The organism is Mesorhizobium sp. M0664, assembly GCF_040320565.1.
Lineage (GTDB): Bacteria > Pseudomonadota > Alphaproteobacteria > Rhizobiales > Rhizobiaceae > Mesorhizobium.
Genome location: NZ_JAMYPW010000001.1, coordinates 95856 through 112146, shown reverse-complemented (window position 1 = coordinate 112146; position 16291 = coordinate 95856). Strand labels below are relative to the sequence as shown.

At 64.1% G+C, this 16291-nt stretch carries 14 protein-coding genes; 9 read left to right on the top strand and 5 right to left on the bottom strand.

The annotated features are described in order from the left end of the window. Positions 1 to 180: 180 nt before the first annotated feature. On the top strand, positions 181 to 1878 hold the full coding sequence (gene rpsA / locus NKI39_RS00510) for a 30S ribosomal protein S1 (RefSeq protein ID WP_023676278.1): 1698 nt from the start codon (positions 181 to 183) through the stop codon (positions 1876 to 1878). A gap of 104 nt (positions 1879 to 1982) precedes the next feature. Here the strand turns inward: rpsA and NKI39_RS00505 are convergent, their stop codons facing one another. From NKI39_RS00505 to NKI39_RS00495, 3 genes are read right to left on the bottom strand one after another with little or no spacing between them, the layout of a single operon-like run. Next, positions 1983 to 2690 (bottom strand): SDR family NAD(P)-dependent oxidoreductase, encoded by a 708-nt coding sequence (locus NKI39_RS00505; RefSeq protein ID WP_352464463.1) that lies wholly within the window; start codon positions 2688 to 2690, stop codon positions 1983 to 1985. A gap of 57 nt (positions 2691 to 2747) precedes the next feature. Then, on the bottom strand, positions 2748 to 4328 hold the full coding sequence (locus tag NKI39_RS00500) for a 5-guanidino-2-oxopentanoate decarboxylase (RefSeq protein ID WP_352830292.1): 1581 nt from the start codon (positions 4326 to 4328) through the stop codon (positions 2748 to 2750). Next, the gene (locus NKI39_RS00495) at positions 4325 to 5173 is read right to left on the bottom strand and encodes a dimethylarginine dimethylaminohydrolase family protein (protein ID WP_352830595.1); all 849 of its coding nucleotides are present in this window, start codon (positions 5171 to 5173) and stop codon (positions 4325 to 4327) included. The genes NKI39_RS00500 and NKI39_RS00495 overlap by 4 nt, the downstream gene beginning before the upstream one ends. Before the next feature lie 218 nt (positions 5174 to 5391). Here NKI39_RS00495 and NKI39_RS00490 point away from each other — a divergent pair, with 218 nt between their 5' ends. The 5 genes from NKI39_RS00490 (at position 5392) to NKI39_RS00470 (ending at position 9840) form a co-directional block, all read left to right on the top strand. Continuing rightward, entirely contained in the window at positions 5392 to 6201 is an 810-nt protein-coding gene (locus tag NKI39_RS00490) for an ABC transporter ATP-binding protein (protein ID WP_023676274.1), read from the top strand. A 51-nt stretch (positions 6202 to 6252) separates the two neighbouring features. Then, on the top strand, positions 6253 to 7047 hold the full coding sequence (locus NKI39_RS00485) for a transporter substrate-binding domain-containing protein (protein ID WP_352469896.1): 795 nt from the start codon (positions 6253 to 6255) through the stop codon (positions 7045 to 7047). Positions 7048 to 7259: 212 nt separating this feature from the next. Next, positions 7260 to 7925 carry an ABC transporter permease gene (locus NKI39_RS00480; RefSeq protein ID WP_352830592.1) on the top strand — a complete coding sequence of 222 codons (666 nt, stop codon included), beginning with the start codon at positions 7260 to 7262 and terminating at the stop codon, positions 7923 to 7925. A 14-nt stretch (positions 7926 to 7939) separates the two neighbouring features. Beyond that, complete coding sequence (locus NKI39_RS00475; RefSeq protein ID WP_352830589.1) at positions 7940 to 8746, top strand: ABC transporter permease; 807 nt, start codon at positions 7940 to 7942, stop codon at positions 8744 to 8746. 92 nt (positions 8747 to 8838) lie between these two features. Then, a complete protein-coding gene (locus NKI39_RS00470) occupies positions 8839 to 9840 on the top strand; it encodes an Ldh family oxidoreductase (RefSeq protein WP_352830289.1) in 1002 nt (333 codons plus the stop codon). A gap of 57 nt (positions 9841 to 9897) precedes the next feature. Here NKI39_RS00470 and NKI39_RS00465 read toward each other — a convergent pair whose 3' ends face one another. Continuing rightward, entirely contained in the window at positions 9898 to 10170 is a 273-nt protein-coding gene (locus NKI39_RS00465) for a hypothetical protein (RefSeq protein WP_352540381.1), read from the bottom strand. Between the two features lie 242 nt (positions 10171 to 10412). On the opposite strand from NKI39_RS00465, the gene NKI39_RS00460 reads away from it, so the two are divergent. Then, on the top strand, positions 10413 to 11387 hold the full coding sequence (locus tag NKI39_RS00460; protein WP_352501121.1) for a complex I NDUFA9 subunit family protein: 975 nt from the start codon (positions 10413 to 10415) through the stop codon (positions 11385 to 11387). A 21-nt stretch (positions 11388 to 11408) separates the two neighbouring features. On the opposite strand, the gene NKI39_RS00455 is transcribed toward NKI39_RS00460, so the two are convergent. Further along, positions 11409 to 12782: a cytochrome P450 gene (locus NKI39_RS00455; protein ID WP_352469893.1), complete on the bottom strand. Its 1374-nt coding sequence runs from the start codon at positions 12780 to 12782 to the stop codon at positions 11409 to 11411. Between the two features lie 183 nt (positions 12783 to 12965). On the opposite strand from NKI39_RS00455, the gene NKI39_RS00450 reads away from it, so the two are divergent. Beyond that, positions 12966 to 13535 carry an NADPH-dependent FMN reductase gene (locus tag NKI39_RS00450; RefSeq protein ID WP_352681479.1) on the top strand — a complete coding sequence of 190 codons (570 nt, stop codon included), beginning with the start codon at positions 12966 to 12968 and terminating at the stop codon, positions 13533 to 13535. A 58-nt stretch (positions 13536 to 13593) separates the two neighbouring features. Continuing rightward, on the top strand, positions 13594 to 16260 hold the full coding sequence (locus tag NKI39_RS00445; protein WP_352830286.1) for a caspase family protein: 2667 nt from the start codon (positions 13594 to 13596) through the stop codon (positions 16258 to 16260). Positions 16261 to 16291: the final 31 nt, after the last annotated feature.

Below are 16291 nucleotides of genomic sequence, written 5' to 3'. Positions count from 1 at the left end.
TGCCGGCGACAAAAAGAATTCCCATATCGGGCATGAACCAGCCTGTCAGCATTCTTCATGCGCCGGAATTGCCGCTCAAGGGCGGCCAAGGGCTTTTTGCCCGGAACGCCGGCAGGCCAACGCAACGCTAACCCACGGCGCCCGCCCCGCGACAGATTGCGGGGCATTCCAGGAGAAACTATGTCAGTTGCAAATCCCACTCGCGATGATTTCGCGAGCCTGCTCGAAGAATCATTTTCCGCCGGCCATTCCGGCGAAGGCCAGGTCGTCAAGGGCATCATCACTGCCATTGAAAAGGACATGGCCATCATCGACGTTGGCCTCAAGGTCGAAGGCCGCGTGCCGCTGAAGGAATTCGGCGTCAAGGGCAAGGACACGACGCTCAAGGTCGGCGACACGGTCGAGGTCTATGTCGAGCGTATCGAGAACGCGCTTGGCGAAGCCATGCTGTCGCGTGAAAAGGCCCGCCGCGAAGAGAGCTGGGTCCGTCTCGAGGAGAAATTTACCAAGGGCGAACGCGTCGAAGGCGTCATCTTCAACCAGGTCAAGGGCGGCTTCACCGTCGACCTCGACGGTGCCGTGGCCTTCCTGCCGCGCAGCCAGGTCGATATTCGTCCGATCCGCGACGTCTCGCCGCTGATGCACAACCCGCAGCCCTTCGAGATCCTCAAGATGGATCGCCGCCGCGGCAACATCGTGGTGTCGCGCCGCACCGTGCTTGAGGAAAGCCGCGCCGAACAGCGTTCGGAAATCGTGCAGAATCTCGAAGAAGGCCAGGTGGTCGAAGGCGTCGTCAAGAACATCACCGACTATGGTGCGTTCGTCGACCTCGGCGGCATCGACGGCCTGCTGCACGTCACCGACATGGCATGGCGCCGCGTCAACCATCCGACCGAAATCCTCAATATCGGCCAGACGGTCAAGGTGCAGATCATCCGCATTAACCAGGAAACCCACCGCATCTCGCTCGGCATGAAGCAGCTCGAGAGCGATCCGTGGTCCGAGATCGGCACCAAGTTCCCGATCGGCAAGAAGATCAAGGGTACCGTCACCAACATCACCGACTACGGCGCGTTCGTCGAGCTGGAGCCGGGCATCGAAGGCCTCATCCACGTTTCGGAAATGTCGTGGACCAAGAAGAACGTGCATCCCGGCAAGATCCTGTCGACGACGCAGGAAGTCGACGTGGTGGTGCTCGAGGTCGATCCGGCCAAGCGCCGCATCTCGCTCGGCCTCAAGCAGACGCTGGAGAACCCGTGGGAGGCCTTCGCGCGCAGCCATCCGGTCGGAAGCCAGGTGGAGGGTGAGGTCAAGAACAAGACCGAGTTCGGCCTGTTCATCGGCCTCGAAGGCGACGTCGACGGCATGGTCCACCTTTCCGACCTCGACTGGACCCGTCCGGGCGAGCAGGTGATCGAGGAGTACAATCGCGGTGACATGGTCAAGGCGCAGGTGCTCGACGTCGACATAGACAAGGAACGCATCTCGCTCGGCATCAAGCAGCTGGCCAAGGATACGGTCGGCGAAGCAGCGACGTCAGGCGAACTGCGCAAGAACGCAGTCGTCACCTGCGAGGTTATCGGCGTGAAGGATGGCGGTCTGGAAGTGCGGCTGGTCGACAGCGGCATCGAGACCTTCATCAAGCGCTCCGACCTCAGCCGTGACCGCGACGAGCAGCGCCCCGAGCGCTTCACCGTCGGCCAGAAAGTCGACGCCCGCGTCATCGCCTTCGACAAGAAGACCCGCAAGCTGCAGGTCTCGATCAAGGCGCTGGAAATCGCCGAAGAGAAGGAAGCGGTCGCTCAGTACGGCTCAACCGATTCCGGCGCTTCGCTGGGCGATATTTTGGGTGCCGCGCTGAAGAAGCAGGGCAGCTAAGCCAACACCGCGCCTTGCGCGGGTTATAAACGAAACAAAAAGCCCCGCCGGAACGATCCGGCGGGGCTTTTGCTTGTGAGCTTTGCTTGCGACGGACCGCAGGCTCAGGCCCGGCCGTAGAGTGGCACCAGCGTGCCGCTGATCGCCATGTTGGCCGGCGAGGCAAGGTAGGCAATGGCCTCGGCCGCCGCTTCAAGGCTGACCCATCTGCTGAAATCTGCGTTCGGCATGTCAGCCCGGTTGGCCGGCGTGTCGAGCGTCGAGGGCGCCACGGCATTGACCAGAATGCCGTTGCCCTTCAGCTCTTCGGCCATCGCCACGGTCATCGCGGCGACTGCCGCCTTGGCGGCGGCGTACGCCACCTTGCCGGAGCCGCGCCGCGGATCGAGCCCGGCTCGCGCGGTGACATTCACGATGCGGCCCGGCACGGAAGATTCCAGCATCGAGCGTATCGCCGCGCGGCAGCACAGGAAGGTGGTGCGGGCATTGGTGTCCATCATCTCGGCGAAGGAGGCGGGTTCGATCTTCTCGACCGGCGCCGCGGTGAAGCCGCCGGCCAGATGCACCGATGCCCATAGATCTGGAACGCTGGCATAGAAGGCGTCGACCTTGGCAGGATCGGCAAGGTCGACATTATGCGCCAGCCTGACGCGGTCATGCGCCGGGAAAGGGAAATGCGCAGGCGCGGCAGCGTGAGCGTTGGGCACATGGCAGATCGCGCCCTGCTCCAGCAGTTTCCCTACGACCGCGCCGCCAAGGGCACCGGTGCCGCCGGTCACCACGATATGTCTGCCGTCCAGTGTTTCCGTCATATTCGACCGCTCCGTCATTGCGCGCCGCCGATGCGGAAGGTCGCGCCTTTCGCGCGATCACTCAACCGAAATCTCGATGACGTAAGGTCGTCCAGTCACCCGCGCGCGCCCAAGCGCGTCCGCCAAGCCGCCGGTGCCGGAAATCCGCTCGGCGGCAATGCCGTAGGCTTCGGCCAATTTGCAGAAATCCGGCGGTGCCGGGGAGACGCCGACCGGCTCGACGCCGACGTCAAGCATCGAGGTTTCGATCTCGCGGTAGCCACGATTGTTCCAGACGGCGAAGATCACCGGCGCCGCCGCGTCGAGCGCGGCGCCCAGTTCCGGCAGGGTGAACTGGAAGCCGCCGTCGCCGGTGAGGCAAACGACCGGCGCCTCAGGCCTGGCAAGGACGGCTCCGATCGCCGCCGGCGGGCCATAGCCGAGTGCGCCGAAGCCGGTGGCGGCGTTGAACCAGCCGCCCGGCCGGTCATGATCGTAATAGAGGTTGGCGGCATAGACCGGCTGGGTCGAATCGCCGACGATGATCGCGCCAGGCAGCGCATCGCGGATCGTCTCGACGGCGCGCAGTTGCGCCTGCATAGCCGGGCCGATCTCGGCAAAGGCCGCTTGTCGCGTCGCGGCGGCGCGAGCGGCGCCGTCGACCGATTGCGCCTGGCCCGTGCCGAGTTCGGCACGTAGCGCCTCGAGCGCTGCACCGCAATCGGCCTGGATCGAAATCCGGGCCGACCGGCGGGCAAGCTGGTCGGCGCCGATGTCGATGCGGATCAGATTGGCTGGCAGGACAAAACCGCCGTCGCCATAGCCGTCATAGTCGGTCGGACCGAATTCGGTGCCGGCGGCAATGACCAGGTCGGCGCCGGCCATCAGCGCACGCACCGCCTTCAGGCTGGGGCTGGCCGGCACGCCAAGCGGATGGCGATAGAGCAGGCCGCGCGCATTGGCGGTCTGGACGACCGGCGCTCCCAACCTCTCGGCCAGGCGCTGCAACGGCGCTTCGGCAGCTTTGGCGCCGCCGCCGGCCAGGATAAGCGGCCGGCGGGCAGACGCGCATAGCCTTGCCGCCTCGGCAATCGCCGCTACATCCGGCTCGGGCGGCGCTGAATTCCGCAGCAGCGGCACGATGCCGTTGGCCGGCACGGTCATTACATCGGTCGGGATCTCAATATGCACCGGACCCGGACGCGAGGATGAGAACAGTGCAAAGGCGCGGGCGAGCACGCTGGGCAGTTCGCCGGGCTCGGTGACACGGTGCGAAAACAGCGCCACCTTCTCCATCATGCCGCGCTGGTCCGGCAGTTCATGCAGATGGCCAAGGCCTTTGCCCAGCGTCGGTGTGGCGTTGACGCCCGAGATTACCAGCATCGGCACCGAATCGGCGCGCGCCTGGCCCATGGCGGTGATGGTGTTGGTCAGCCCCGGCCCGGTGATGACGAAGACGATACCCGGCCTGCCGCTGGCGCGCGCATAGCCGTCAGCCATGAAGCCGGCGCCCTGCTCGTGGCGCGGCGTGACGTGACGGATCTTCGATCGCGCAAGCCCGCGATAGAGCTCGACCGTGTGTACGCCGGGAATGCCGAAGACGGTGTCGACGCCGTGCGCTTCGAGCAAGGTGATGAGCGCTTCGCCGATGGTCGTCATTGTCTTAGCACCGGGCGCGTGAGGCAGGTAGGGCCGCCCTCGCAGGCAATGCACAGGGCATCGGCCTCGAATGTCGAGACCGTACAGCCGGCGGCTTGCATGGCAGCCGCCGTCTTCGGAAAACCGGCAACGGCGATAACCTGGCGCGGCGCGGTCGGCAGCACGTTGAGGCTGAGCCCATTCGAGGCGAAGAATTCGTCGGCGTCGCCCTCGACCAGCCGAATGCCGCGTTCGCGCAGCATCTGGTGGAAGGCGACCGGCAGGAGGGGCGCATAGACCAGCGCCAGATCGTCTGCGAGCGGGCTGATCACCGACATCAGATGCAGGCAGGCCTCCTCGCCCTGCCAGAGCGGCAGGTCGAAGCCATAGACCTGGATGCCTTTGGGTGAAAGCAGGTTGGAGAGCTGCTGGATGCCGTGCTGATTGGTGCGCACGCCGCGGCCGATGGCCAGCGTGTTTGCATCCACCCACACGCAGTCGCCGCCCTCGACCTGGCCGGGAGCCTCGATTCGGCCGAGGACGGGGATGCCCATGCGCCCATAGGCTGCCTCGTGGAGGCTGGGCTCGGGCCGGCGCAGCGCCTTGCCCATGGCAAGGATGACCGCGCCATGATCGGTCATCAGCGAGGGATCGTGGGTAAAAACCGAATCGGCAAGCCCGTCGTCGGCGTCACTCAGCCATTCGATTTCGGCGCCTGAGGCCGAAATCAGCCTGGCCAGCGCATCATGCTGGACCGCCGCTTTTTGCGGATTGAAGCCGGGGCCATAGTGCCACTCCAGCGCTTCGGCCCGACGCATGGCGCCGGCAGCGGAGCGCATCAGCACGCGCTGCAGCGTCCCGGCCATCGACTGCGACCCGTATGCTTTGCCCACTAAATTCTCCTGAAACGCGCCTCTCCTGCCAATAGCCACTCGGCAGGCGGTGATCAATGGTCCAAAAAACTGCGGTTGACGGAGACAAGCGGAACGGTCCATCTTGAGAATCGGAACGCTGTCCAGTGACGGGTAATGGGTAAAAAATTCCAGCAAGGACTGCCTCGGCTGCTCCGCGGGGCACCGCGACGATGACAGCGCCGGCCACTGCCCTGAAGCATACGGCGCAGAACGGCGCTGCCGAAGCCATCCACGTCGAGAACCTGCACAAGAATTTCGGCAAGCTGCATGTATTGAAGGGCGTTTCGCTGTCGGCGCGCGATGGCGAGGTGATCGCCATCATTGGCGGCAGCGGCTCGGGCAAATCGACGCTGCTGCGCTGCATCAACTGCCTGGAGAACCCGACCAGCGGCATTATCCGGGTCAATGGCGAAGAGATAAAGCTGAAGGCCGACAGCTACGGCCACACCGTGCCCGCAGACCGCAAGCAGATCGAACGCATCCGCTCCAAGCTTGGCATGGTCTTCCAGAACTTCAATCTGTGGAGCCACATGACGTTGATCGAGAACGTCATCGAGGTTCCCGTGCATGTGCTCGGCGTCAAGCGCGATGTGGCGATCGGCGAGGCGGAAAAATTGCTCGCCCGCGTTGGCTTGGCCGAAAAACGCGACGTCTATCCTGCCTATCTGTCGGGCGGCCAACAGCAGCGCGCCGCGATCGCCAGGGCGCTGGCCATCAATCCGCGCGTCATGCTGTTCGATGAGCCGACTTCGGCGCTCGACCCGGAACTCGTCGGCGAGGTGCTGAAGGTGATCGGCGACCTGGCGCGCGAAGGCCGCACCATGGTGCTGGTCACCCATGAGATGAAGTTTGCCCGCGAGGTCGCGACGCACGTCGTTTACCTCCATAACGGGCTGGTCGAGGAAGAAGGGCCGCCGGAACAGATCTTCGGCGCACCTAAATCCGAAAGGCTGAAGCAGTTCATCCGCAACATCAGTTAAACTGTGGGCGGACGAAAACCGGGAACAACAACAAAACTGGGAGTCATGACGATGAAGATTATTCTCAAGACCTTTGCCGCAGCGCTGCTGGTTGGCGTTGCCGCCATGGGCGTGGCCAAGGCCGATCCGGTCAAGATCGGTGTCGCTGCCGAGCCCTATCCGCCGTTCACCTCGCCGGATGCTTCCGGCAAATGGGTCGGTTGGGAAATCGAATTCATCGACGCTGTCTGCGCCGAAGAGAAGCTCGACTGCGTCATCACGCCGGTCGCCTGGGACGGCATCATCCCGGCGTTGACGACCAAGAAGATCGACGTCATCGCCAGCTCGATGTCGATCACCGACGAACGCAAGAAGACGATCGACTTCTCCGACAAATATTACAACACCCCGACTGCGATCATCGGGCCGAAGGACCAGAAGTTCGGCTCGACACCGGAGGACCTCAAGGGCAAGATCATCGGCGTCCAGGTCTCGACCGTACACGCCGACTACGCCAAGAAGCACTTCGCCGACGCGGCGGAAATCAAGGAATACCAGACCCAGGACGAGGCCAACCAGGATCTTGCCGCCGGCCGGGTCGACGCGGTGCAGGCCGATTCCATCGCCCTCGACGCCTTCCTGAAATCGGACCAGGGCAAGCAATGCTGCGATCTGAAAGGCATGGTCGCGCCGGATCTGGCCATTCTCGGGCCCGGCGTCGGCGCCGGCGTCCGCAAGGAAGACACCGAGTTGAAGGAAAAGATCAACGCCGGTATCAAGGCCATCCGCGCCAACGGCAAATATGACGAGATTTCGAAGAAGTACTTCGACTTTGATATTTACGGCTCCGACACGCAGTCGAACTGACGGCCTCATCCATGAGCGATTAACCACGCGGCCCCGATAGAGCCGCGTGGTTGGTCGAAATCCATCGACGCGAGCTTCCGCGGGCGGAAATCGCCGGCGGTTTTAGCGCCAGCAATTCGAGGGCGACGCTGATCGACGCATTTGTTCCGGCTTGGGCCGCCTCTGCCATCGCGCTTCTCTCGCCCGTGCCGCCGGGCTGGGGTGGAACGCTCATCGTCGGGCTGCTCCATACGATCGAGATTGCGGTCGGCGCCACCTGTCTCGGCCTTTTGATCGGCATCGGCGGCGCCTCCGGCAAGCTGTATGGTGGTCCGGTGGTGCGCGATCTCCTGGCAGTCTATACGACCGTCGTGCGCGCCGTGCCGGAGCTGGTGCTGATCCTTCTGCTCTATTACGCCGGCACCGACCTGATCAATCAGATGCTGACGGCAACGGGCTATCAGCGTATGGACATTAGCGGGCTGGCGGCCGGCATTGCCGTGCTCGGCTTCGTCCAGGGCGCCTATTCGACCGAGGTGATCCGCGGCGCGATCCTCGCCATTCCGCAGGGCCAGATCGAAGCCGCGCGCGCCTATGGCATGTCTCCCGGCCTGCTGCTGCGGCGCATCACGCTGCCGGCGATGCTGCCGTTCGCCATACCCGGCCTTGCCAATCTCTGGCTGATCGCCACCAAGGACACAGCCCTGCTGGCGGTCGTCGGCTTTTTCGAGCTGACATTGGCGACACGGCAGGCGGCCGGCGTGACCAAAGCCTATCTGACATTCTTTATCGCCGCCGGCGCGATCTACCTTCTGTTGACGCTGGTTTCGAACCTGATCGTCGGCCGCATCGAGACATGGGCCCGCCGCGGCATGCCGTCGCTCAAGGAGGCCCGGTGATGGCTGGCCCGGCGATGACTGGCGAAGCGGCCGTCGAGATAGCCGCACGCGCTTCGCTGTGGCTGAAGCCGCATCGTATCGCGCTGATCCTGATCGCGCTGGGGCTGGTTTTGGCGGCGGCCGTCTTCATGCGCTGGGACTGGCTGCCGAAATATTACGGGATGGGATTGCTCGGCATCTGGCGCGCGCTGTGGATTCTTGCCGTCACCTGCACGCTGGGCTTCCTGCTCGCAGTGCCGCTCGGACTGGCACAAGCCGCAGGCTCTTTCTGGTTCGCGGCGCCCGCCAAGGCCTTCTGCACGGTCATCAGGGGAACGCCGCTGCTGCTGCAGCTCTGGTTGCTCTATTACGGACTGGGCTCGCTGTTTCCACAATATCCATGGATTCGCGAGTCCTGGATGTGGCCCTATCTGAGGCAGGCATGGCCCTATGGCGTGCTCGGGCTGACGCTGTCCTTCGCCGGCTATGAGGGCGAGGTGATGCGAGGCGCTTTTGCCGGCGTACCGAAAGGCCAATTGGAAGCCGCCCGCGCCTTCGGCATGAGCCGGTGGAGGATTTTCCGGCGAATCTGGCTGCCGCAGGCCTTCTACCGCGCGCTGCCGACACTGACGGGCGAAATCGTGCTGCAGCTGAAATCGACGCCGCTGGTGGCGACCATCAGCGTGATCGACATATTCGCCGTCTCTTCAAAGGTGCGTCAGGATACCTACCTCACCTATGAACCCTTGCTGCTCCTGGCGTTGATCTATATGGCGATCACCGGCATCCTCGTCTTCACCCTGGGCAAGATCGAGGCGCGGATTCCGAACAAGATCGGTTAGCGAATAGGGAGTAGTGAATAGCGAATAGTTTTGCTGATTTCCCTACTCGCTACTCCCTATTCGCTACTCGCTGAAATTTCAGGGCAGCTACGATGCAACTCAGTCTCGACCAGGCGACAGGGCTGTGCCGGATGGCCGCACTTGGCGCTGGCGCCAACGAAGAGGCGGCGCAGTCGCTGGCTGCCTCGATCGTCGCGGCCGAGGCGGAAGGACTGTCGACCGTTGGGCTGTCGCACTTCATCGATTATCTCGAAGCGCTGGAAGCCGGCCGCATCGACGGCAACGCCGATCCGGTGATCACCAGGCCGGCGCTCGCGGTCTATCTCTCCGATGCGCGCGGCGGACTGGCGCATACCGGTTTCGACCGCACGATCGATGAACTCGCCAAGGCGGCGCGGCTGTTCGGCGTCGCGATTTTTTCGCAGAAGAATGCCTATACGTGCGGCGCGCTCGGCTATTTCACCGGAAGGCTGGCCGCGCAGGGATTGGTGTCGTTCGCCGCCACCAACGGCCCGGCCGTGCTTGCCGGCTCGGGCTCGGTCAAGCCGGTCTACTGCACCAACCCGATGTCCTTTGCGGCACCCGCCGCGGACGGGGCGGCGCTGGTCATCGACCAATCGTCGAGCGCCACCGCCTTCGTCAACATCCGCAAGGCGGCCGAGGACGGCAAGAAGATACCCGAAGGCTGGGCACTGGATGCGAGCGGCAATCCGACCACGGACCCGGCAGCTGCAATGAAGGGCGCCATGCTTGCCTTCGGCGGCCAGCGCGGCGCCAACATCGCGCTGATGGTCGAGGTGCTGGCTGCGGGCCTGTCGGGCGCCAACTGGTCGCTCGATGCGCCATGGTTCAGCGGCGGGCCGGACAGTCCGGGGACCGGCCTGTTCGTGCTTGCCGTCGAGCCCAAGCTGCTCGATCCGAACTTCGAAAAGCGGATGAAGGATCAACTCGACCGGCTGCGGCGGCGCTATGGCGTGCATGTGCCGGGGCGTGCCCGGGCCGAGGCCGCGGAGAAGGCGGCGGCGCGCGGCATAAGCGCGCCGAAAGCCGTGGTGCAGCGCATTTCCGAATTCGCCGCCCGCTATTCGTCCTGAAGAAATTCGTTTGTCCGATGAGCGGCTGAGAACGCCGGCCGATCCGGCAGCGCGAGCCTACTTCCCGCAATAATGATCGTTGATGACGTTCGCCGCATTCGCGTCCGGCCCTACCCTGTTGTAGGAGCAGGGTTCGGCGGCCGTCGTGAACAGGTGGTTGTCATAGTAGCGCGGGCCACCGAACAGAATGTCGATGATGTTGCCGTTGGCCGGAACGTAGCGTTCGGGTTGAGCTTGGTGGTGATGCCGGTTTGCCCCGAATGCCGAGGCACCAATGCTGCAGCCTGTTGCGAAAGCCAGAGCGAAGATCGCAACGCGTTTTGTCGTCATCGGCAATATCCTCCATTCGGAATCAAACCATACATCCTAAAATCGCCGGCCGGAACAAAGGTTCCTGTCCCGAATGGAGTTACCTAAAGCCCGGCGTCGGCGGGTTTTCTGCCGTTTCCAACGGATACTGGAAATCATGCTTCAACAATGCCGGGCGACCGATGGTCACCCTTTGCCTTTGGCGCGAAACCGACTATGAAACGGCTTCAACCAAGCCATCTGGATAGCCGCCGGAGCCAGCCATGACCGAAATCCTGCAGACCCCAAAGCTCGTGGTCGTGTTCGGCGGCTCCGGGTTTGTCGGTCGTCATGTCGTGCGGGCGCTGGCCAAGCGCGGCTACCGCATCCGGGTTGCCTGCCGTCGGCCCGATCTCGCCGGCCACCTGCAGCCGCTCGGCAATGTCGGGCAGATCCAGCCGGTGCAGGCCAATGTCCGGGTGCGCTGGTCGGTCGACCGCGCCGTGCAAGGCGCGGACCATGTCGTCAATCTGGTTGCGATCGCGCATGAGGCCGGCCGGCAGAAATTCACTGCCGTCCACGAATTCGGCGCGCGCGCTGTCGCTGAAGCGGCGCGCGCCGTCGGCGCCGGCCTCACCCACATCTCGGCTCTGGGAGCGGATCTCCACGCGCAATCGGACTACGCGCGTACCAAGGCGCTCGGCGAAAAGGCCGTTCTGGAGACGGTCCAAGACGCCGTGATCTTGCGGCCATCGATCAATTTCGGGCCAGAGGACGGTTTCTTCAACCGCTTTGCCAACATGGCCCGCTTTTCCCCGGTGCTGCCGCTGATCGGCGGCGGGCAGACGAAATTCCAGCCGGTCTATGTCGGCGACGTCGCCGAAGCGGTGGCGCATTCGGTCGACGGCAAGGTCCAGGGCGGCCGGATATATGAACTCGGCGGGCCGCAAGTGCTTACCTTCAAGGAATGCATGCAACAGCTGCTTATCATCATCGAACGCAAGCGGTTTTTGCTGCCCGTGCCATGGTGGCTGGCGAACCTCCAGGCATCAATTCTCGGGCTGTTGCCCAATCCGTTGTTGACCAAGGACCAAGTCCTGCTGTTGCGCCAGCACAATGTCGTGTCGGAAGCCGCCGTCAAGGACAACCGGACGCTCGCCGGCCTCGGGATCCAGCCACGGTCGATCGGAACCATCCTGCCCAGCTATCTCTGGCGCTACCGCGCCGCCGGCCAGTTCCAACGCAAGTCCGCCGCATAATACGAACGGACGTCCGGTTGCCTACGAGGCGCGCCGGGTGACCTGCATCGGCAGGCCGCCTTGCGGCTGCGTCGTCAGCTTCTGCACCGGCCAGGGGCGGGTTTCCGCGGTGGCGTCGAAACGGTAGCGCGACAGCATGATCGCCAACGCGATGATTGCCTCCTGCATGGCGAAGCTGGCGCCGATGCAGACGCGGGGGCCGGCGCCGAACGGCAAATACTGGAAACGATCGATCTTTTCGCGGTTTCCCGGATGGAAGCGTTCCGGCATGAAAGCGTCCGGCCGGTCCCACAATTTCCGATGGCGGTGGACGACCCACGGCATCACCAGCACCGCGGCACGTCGCGGTATGTAGAGGCCGTTCCAGGTTTCGGGCTCGATCGGTTCGCGGTTGATCGACGGCGCCGGCGGATAGAGCCTGAGCGCCTCGTCGAAGGCGGCGCGGGTGAGCGGCATGGCGTCGAGCCATTTCGTCGGGTCGGGCTCACGCGCCAACACCGCATCGATCTCGTGCTCGATCTTTTCGCGCTCCCACGGCGCTTCGGCAAGGCAGTAGAGCGTCCAGCCGAGCGCCCTGGCCGTAGTCTCGTGGCCGGCACCGATGAAGGTGATGATGTTGTCCTCGACCTCGGCCCGGGTCAGCCCACCCGGTCCCTCAGCCTTCAACAGCAGCGTGAGAAAATCCTGCGGCACGGTGTCCGGAGCGCGCCTCAGCCGCGCCTCGCGCATCTGCACCGTGTCGGTGACGATCTTGCGGAAGTAGGCCATGGTCTTGCGTCCGCGGATGCGGGTCAGGCGCGGCAGCCAGTCGGGCGCACGCAAAAGGTCGAGCGGATCGACCCGGCCCATCGTCTCGAACAGGCGATCGATCTCCTTGGCGAAGCTACCGGGCTCGCCCGATATCTCGCCCGAAAACAGCGTCTCGGCCAGGATATCGAAGGTGAGCAGCGTCATGTCGTGGGCGATATCCGACGTGCCACCTTGCTCGTAACGGGTGACGAATTCGAGCGTGCGTTTCAGCATCGGCTCGGCGAAGCCGAAGATGTGGCGCGGCGTGAACACCGGCGCCATCGCCTTGCGCGAACGCCGCCACACTTCGCCCTCGGCGGTCAGCAGCCCGTCGCGCAAGATCGGCCGCAGGATCAACTGGCGCACCGTGGCCATCTTGTAGTTCTTGGCGTTGTCGACAAGCACATGGCGGATGAGGCCGGGATCGTTGGCGATGACCAGCGGTCCCCCGACGCCGTTCACCGAAATCCAGGGCTCGTTGTAGGTCGCCTCACCCCACAGTTCGAGCGGATTGCGGTAGACGATGCGGATCATCTCCAGCGTTGAAGGCGGCGCGGTGCGCGGCTTCGGCGCCGGCGGGACGAAGGGGACGGGCTGACTGTCCATGGCTTGCTCCGCTGACACCTCAATGTAGTGGCGGGCAAGGCAGGCGTCCATGTGACCGGACGACAAGGTGATGCATCCGCTCTCTGGAATGTGACCCGGGCACCGGAAAGTGCCTGCTTGCTGTGTCCGGCTGCGTGTCTTAGGTGGCAGCACCACAGATGTCAGAACCGGCGGGAGCCTGCCTTGAAGCACCAGTTGAACGTCATCATCGGCAGCACGCGGCCGGGCCGCGCCGGACCCGCTTTCGCAAAGTGGCTGGAGAGCTTTGCGCGCGAGCATGGCAAATTCGAGCCGGTGCTCACTGACATCGCCGCATTCAACCTGCCGGTGCTGGACGAGCCGCATCATCCGAGACTCGGCAAATACGAAAACAGCCACACGAAAGCCTGGTCGAAAGCAATCGACGCAGCCGACGCATTCGTCTTCGTGGCGCCGGAGTACAATTATTTCACCGCTCCCGCGATCGTCAACGCGGTCGACTACCTGCTCAGGGAATGGCGATACAAGCCGGCCGCCATCCTCAGCTACGGCGGTGTCTCCGGCGGTTTGCGAGCGGCGCAGGCGGTCAAACCGTTGCTGACCGCCGTCGGTGTCATGCCGATTCCGGAAGGCGTGGCGCTGCCGATGTACCAGAAGCTGCTCGACGAGACCGGCGCCTTCCTGCCCAGCGAGCAGGTGCTCGGCGGGGCCAGGACCATGCTGGACGAGCTGTTCCGCTGGAGCGAAGCGCTGAGGCCGATGCGCGCCAGCTAACAACGCGAACGGCCGAACTGGCCGATGCCATAACTTGCTCATGCCATAAAGAGATGGAATGCTCCGGCAAATGACCGGGCCAGGGCGGTTCGATTTGCGTTTTCTGTTTGCCTTGCTGCTGATCCTCTCGACGGCCTCCGCTGCAATGGCGGAGCGGCGCGCTGCGCTGGTCATCGCCGAGAACGACTACCGGCTGATCCGGCCGCTCGCCAATCCCGTCAATGACGGCGAGATCATGGAAACTGTGCTGAGGAAGCTCGGTTTCGAGGTCTTCCTCGAAACCAACCGCGACCTGCGGCGCATGCGCCGGGCGCTTGACGATTTCCGCGAGGATGCCAAAGGCGCCGACGTGGCACTGGTGTTCTTCTCCGGCCACGGCGTCGAGATAGCCGGCGAGAATCGGCTCCTGCCGGTCGATGCAGACGCGTCGTCGCTCGCTACGCTGGAACGGACCAGCCTGCCGTTGGAGGAGATCCGCGCGACCGTCGCCGCCACCAGCAAGGTCGGACTGATCGTGCTCGATGCCTGCCGCAGCGATCCGTTTGCGGCTACGGGCGGCGAAGGCCGCGGCGCAGCGGCGCTGGTAAAAGAGGTCAGCGACAAGGTCCGGCCGGGTCTTGGCCGCATCGGGCGGGCAGAAAACATCCTGTTTGCCTTCTCGGCGGCGCCCGGCGAGACCGCCGCGGATGGGACGGACCAGAATTCGCCGTTTACCGCGGCGCTGACGAAATACCTCGGCACCGAAGGTCTCGAGATCCGCTCCGTGCTGACGCTCGTGCAGCAGGAGGTTTACGACCTCTCGCGCGGCAAGCAATTGCCCTATGTCGAGAGCGGCCTGCCGCAGCTGTTCTTTGCCGCCTCGGCCAAGGAGAAATTGCCGGAACGCGAACGCCTGTTGCTGGCCATGGCCGAGGTGACGCCTCAGATGCGCGGCGAAGTGGAGAAGATCGCCAGCGACGCCGACATGCCGCTGGCACCGCTCTATGGCGCGTTGATCAGTTCCGATGCCGGCCACCTCTCCGCGGACAGTCTGAACGCCAGGCTGCGTGAGGCAGCCGACGCCTTCGTCAAGGTGCGGAGCGAAATGCAGACGCTTGGATCCGACGATCTCAGAGTGTCGGCGTTGCGCCGGCAGGCCGAAGAGCAGCTTTCGCTGGGAGCGTTCGATGCGGCGCGGAAAAAGCTCGCCGAGGCAGCCGAGATCGACAGTGTCTCTCGCAACGCTTTGAAGGCCAATTTCGTCAGCCGCACGCTCTCCGAGGCCGCAACGCGCTATTTGTCCGGCGGGGCGGCGCGCGCCGACCTCGACTACGCCACAGCCATCAAGGACTATGAGTCCGTGCTCGCGCTTTATGACGAAGCCGGACAGGTGGTGCTGTCGCTCGACGACGCCGACCGCTTGATCCGCACGCTGGACGAGCTCGGCAAGCTGTATACCACGGTCGGCAATATCGATGCGGCTGGCCGTGCCTTCGAGGCGCTGCAAGCCGATCTCGAGCGGCGGTCGCATCATGAAACCGATCTCAACGTGAAGCGCGACTTCGCCGTCAGCCACGTCAAGCTCGGCAACGTGCGGATGGCGCAAGGCAATCTGCCGTCAGCGCTGCAGAATAATGAGACCGCCAAGACCATTCTGCAGGGCCTGACCGAGGCAGAACCGGACAATCTGGAGTGGTTCGGCGACTTCGCCATGGCCGACGACAAGATCGGCAACGTATTGGCGACGCAAGGCGATCTGGCCGGCGCCGCAGAGGTCTACCAGGAAAGCCTGTCGATCAAGAAACAGCTCGCCGCCGGAGAGCCGGACCGTGCCGAACTGCAGCGCGACCTGACCATCACCTACGATGAGATCGGTCACCTTGCCCATATCGCAGGCCAACTGGACAACGCACAGGCGGCCTATGAAGAGAGCCTGAAGGTGCGGCTGGCGCTGGCGGCGGACAAACCGGGAGACGCCGACCGGCAGCGTGACGTCTCGGTCAGCCACGATACGATAGGCGACCTGCTGCGCGAACGCGGCGACGCCGCCGGGGCGCTGGCGGCCTACAAGGAAGGTCTGGCGATCGTCAAGCAACTGGCGAAACGCGATCCGGACGACACCGAGTTGAAGCGCGACCTGTCGGTCGGCAACGCCAAGATCGGCAATGCGCTGAGCGACCAGCAGAATTGGCCGGCGGCACTTTCGGCTTATCGTGAGGCACTTTCGCAGGCCAGCGTGCTCGCCGCCGGCGACCCGAACAACACCGAATGGCAGCGCGACCTGTCCGTGTGCATCGAGAAAGTCGCCGGCATCCTGGCGATACAGGGCGACCACAAAGGCGCGCTGAAAGCCTATCTGGACAGCTACGCGATTGCGCAGAGGCTGGCCAAGCTCGATCCCGCCAATTCCGACTGGCAGCGGGACTTGTCGATAACGCTGTCCGAAGTCGCCACGCTGCGCCTCAGGCAGCGCGACGTCAGGGGCGCCCGGCAAGCCCTTCAGGACAGCCTGGCCATTCGCGAGAAACTTGCCCGGTCCGATCCGGACAACGCCACCTGGCAGCGCGACCTGGTGGTCGCCTATATCGACTACGCCCAAGTCGCAAAGGACCCGAAGGCTGTGCTTTCCAAGGCGCTCGACATGACGCTCGAGCTCGACCGGAGCGGGCGGTTGGCACCGCGCCACAAGTTCATGATCAAGTTTTTACGTGAGCGGCTGGCCAGGATCGAAGCCAGGCGCCGATAGCCTGCTCACGCGATGGTCATTCCGTTCCGAA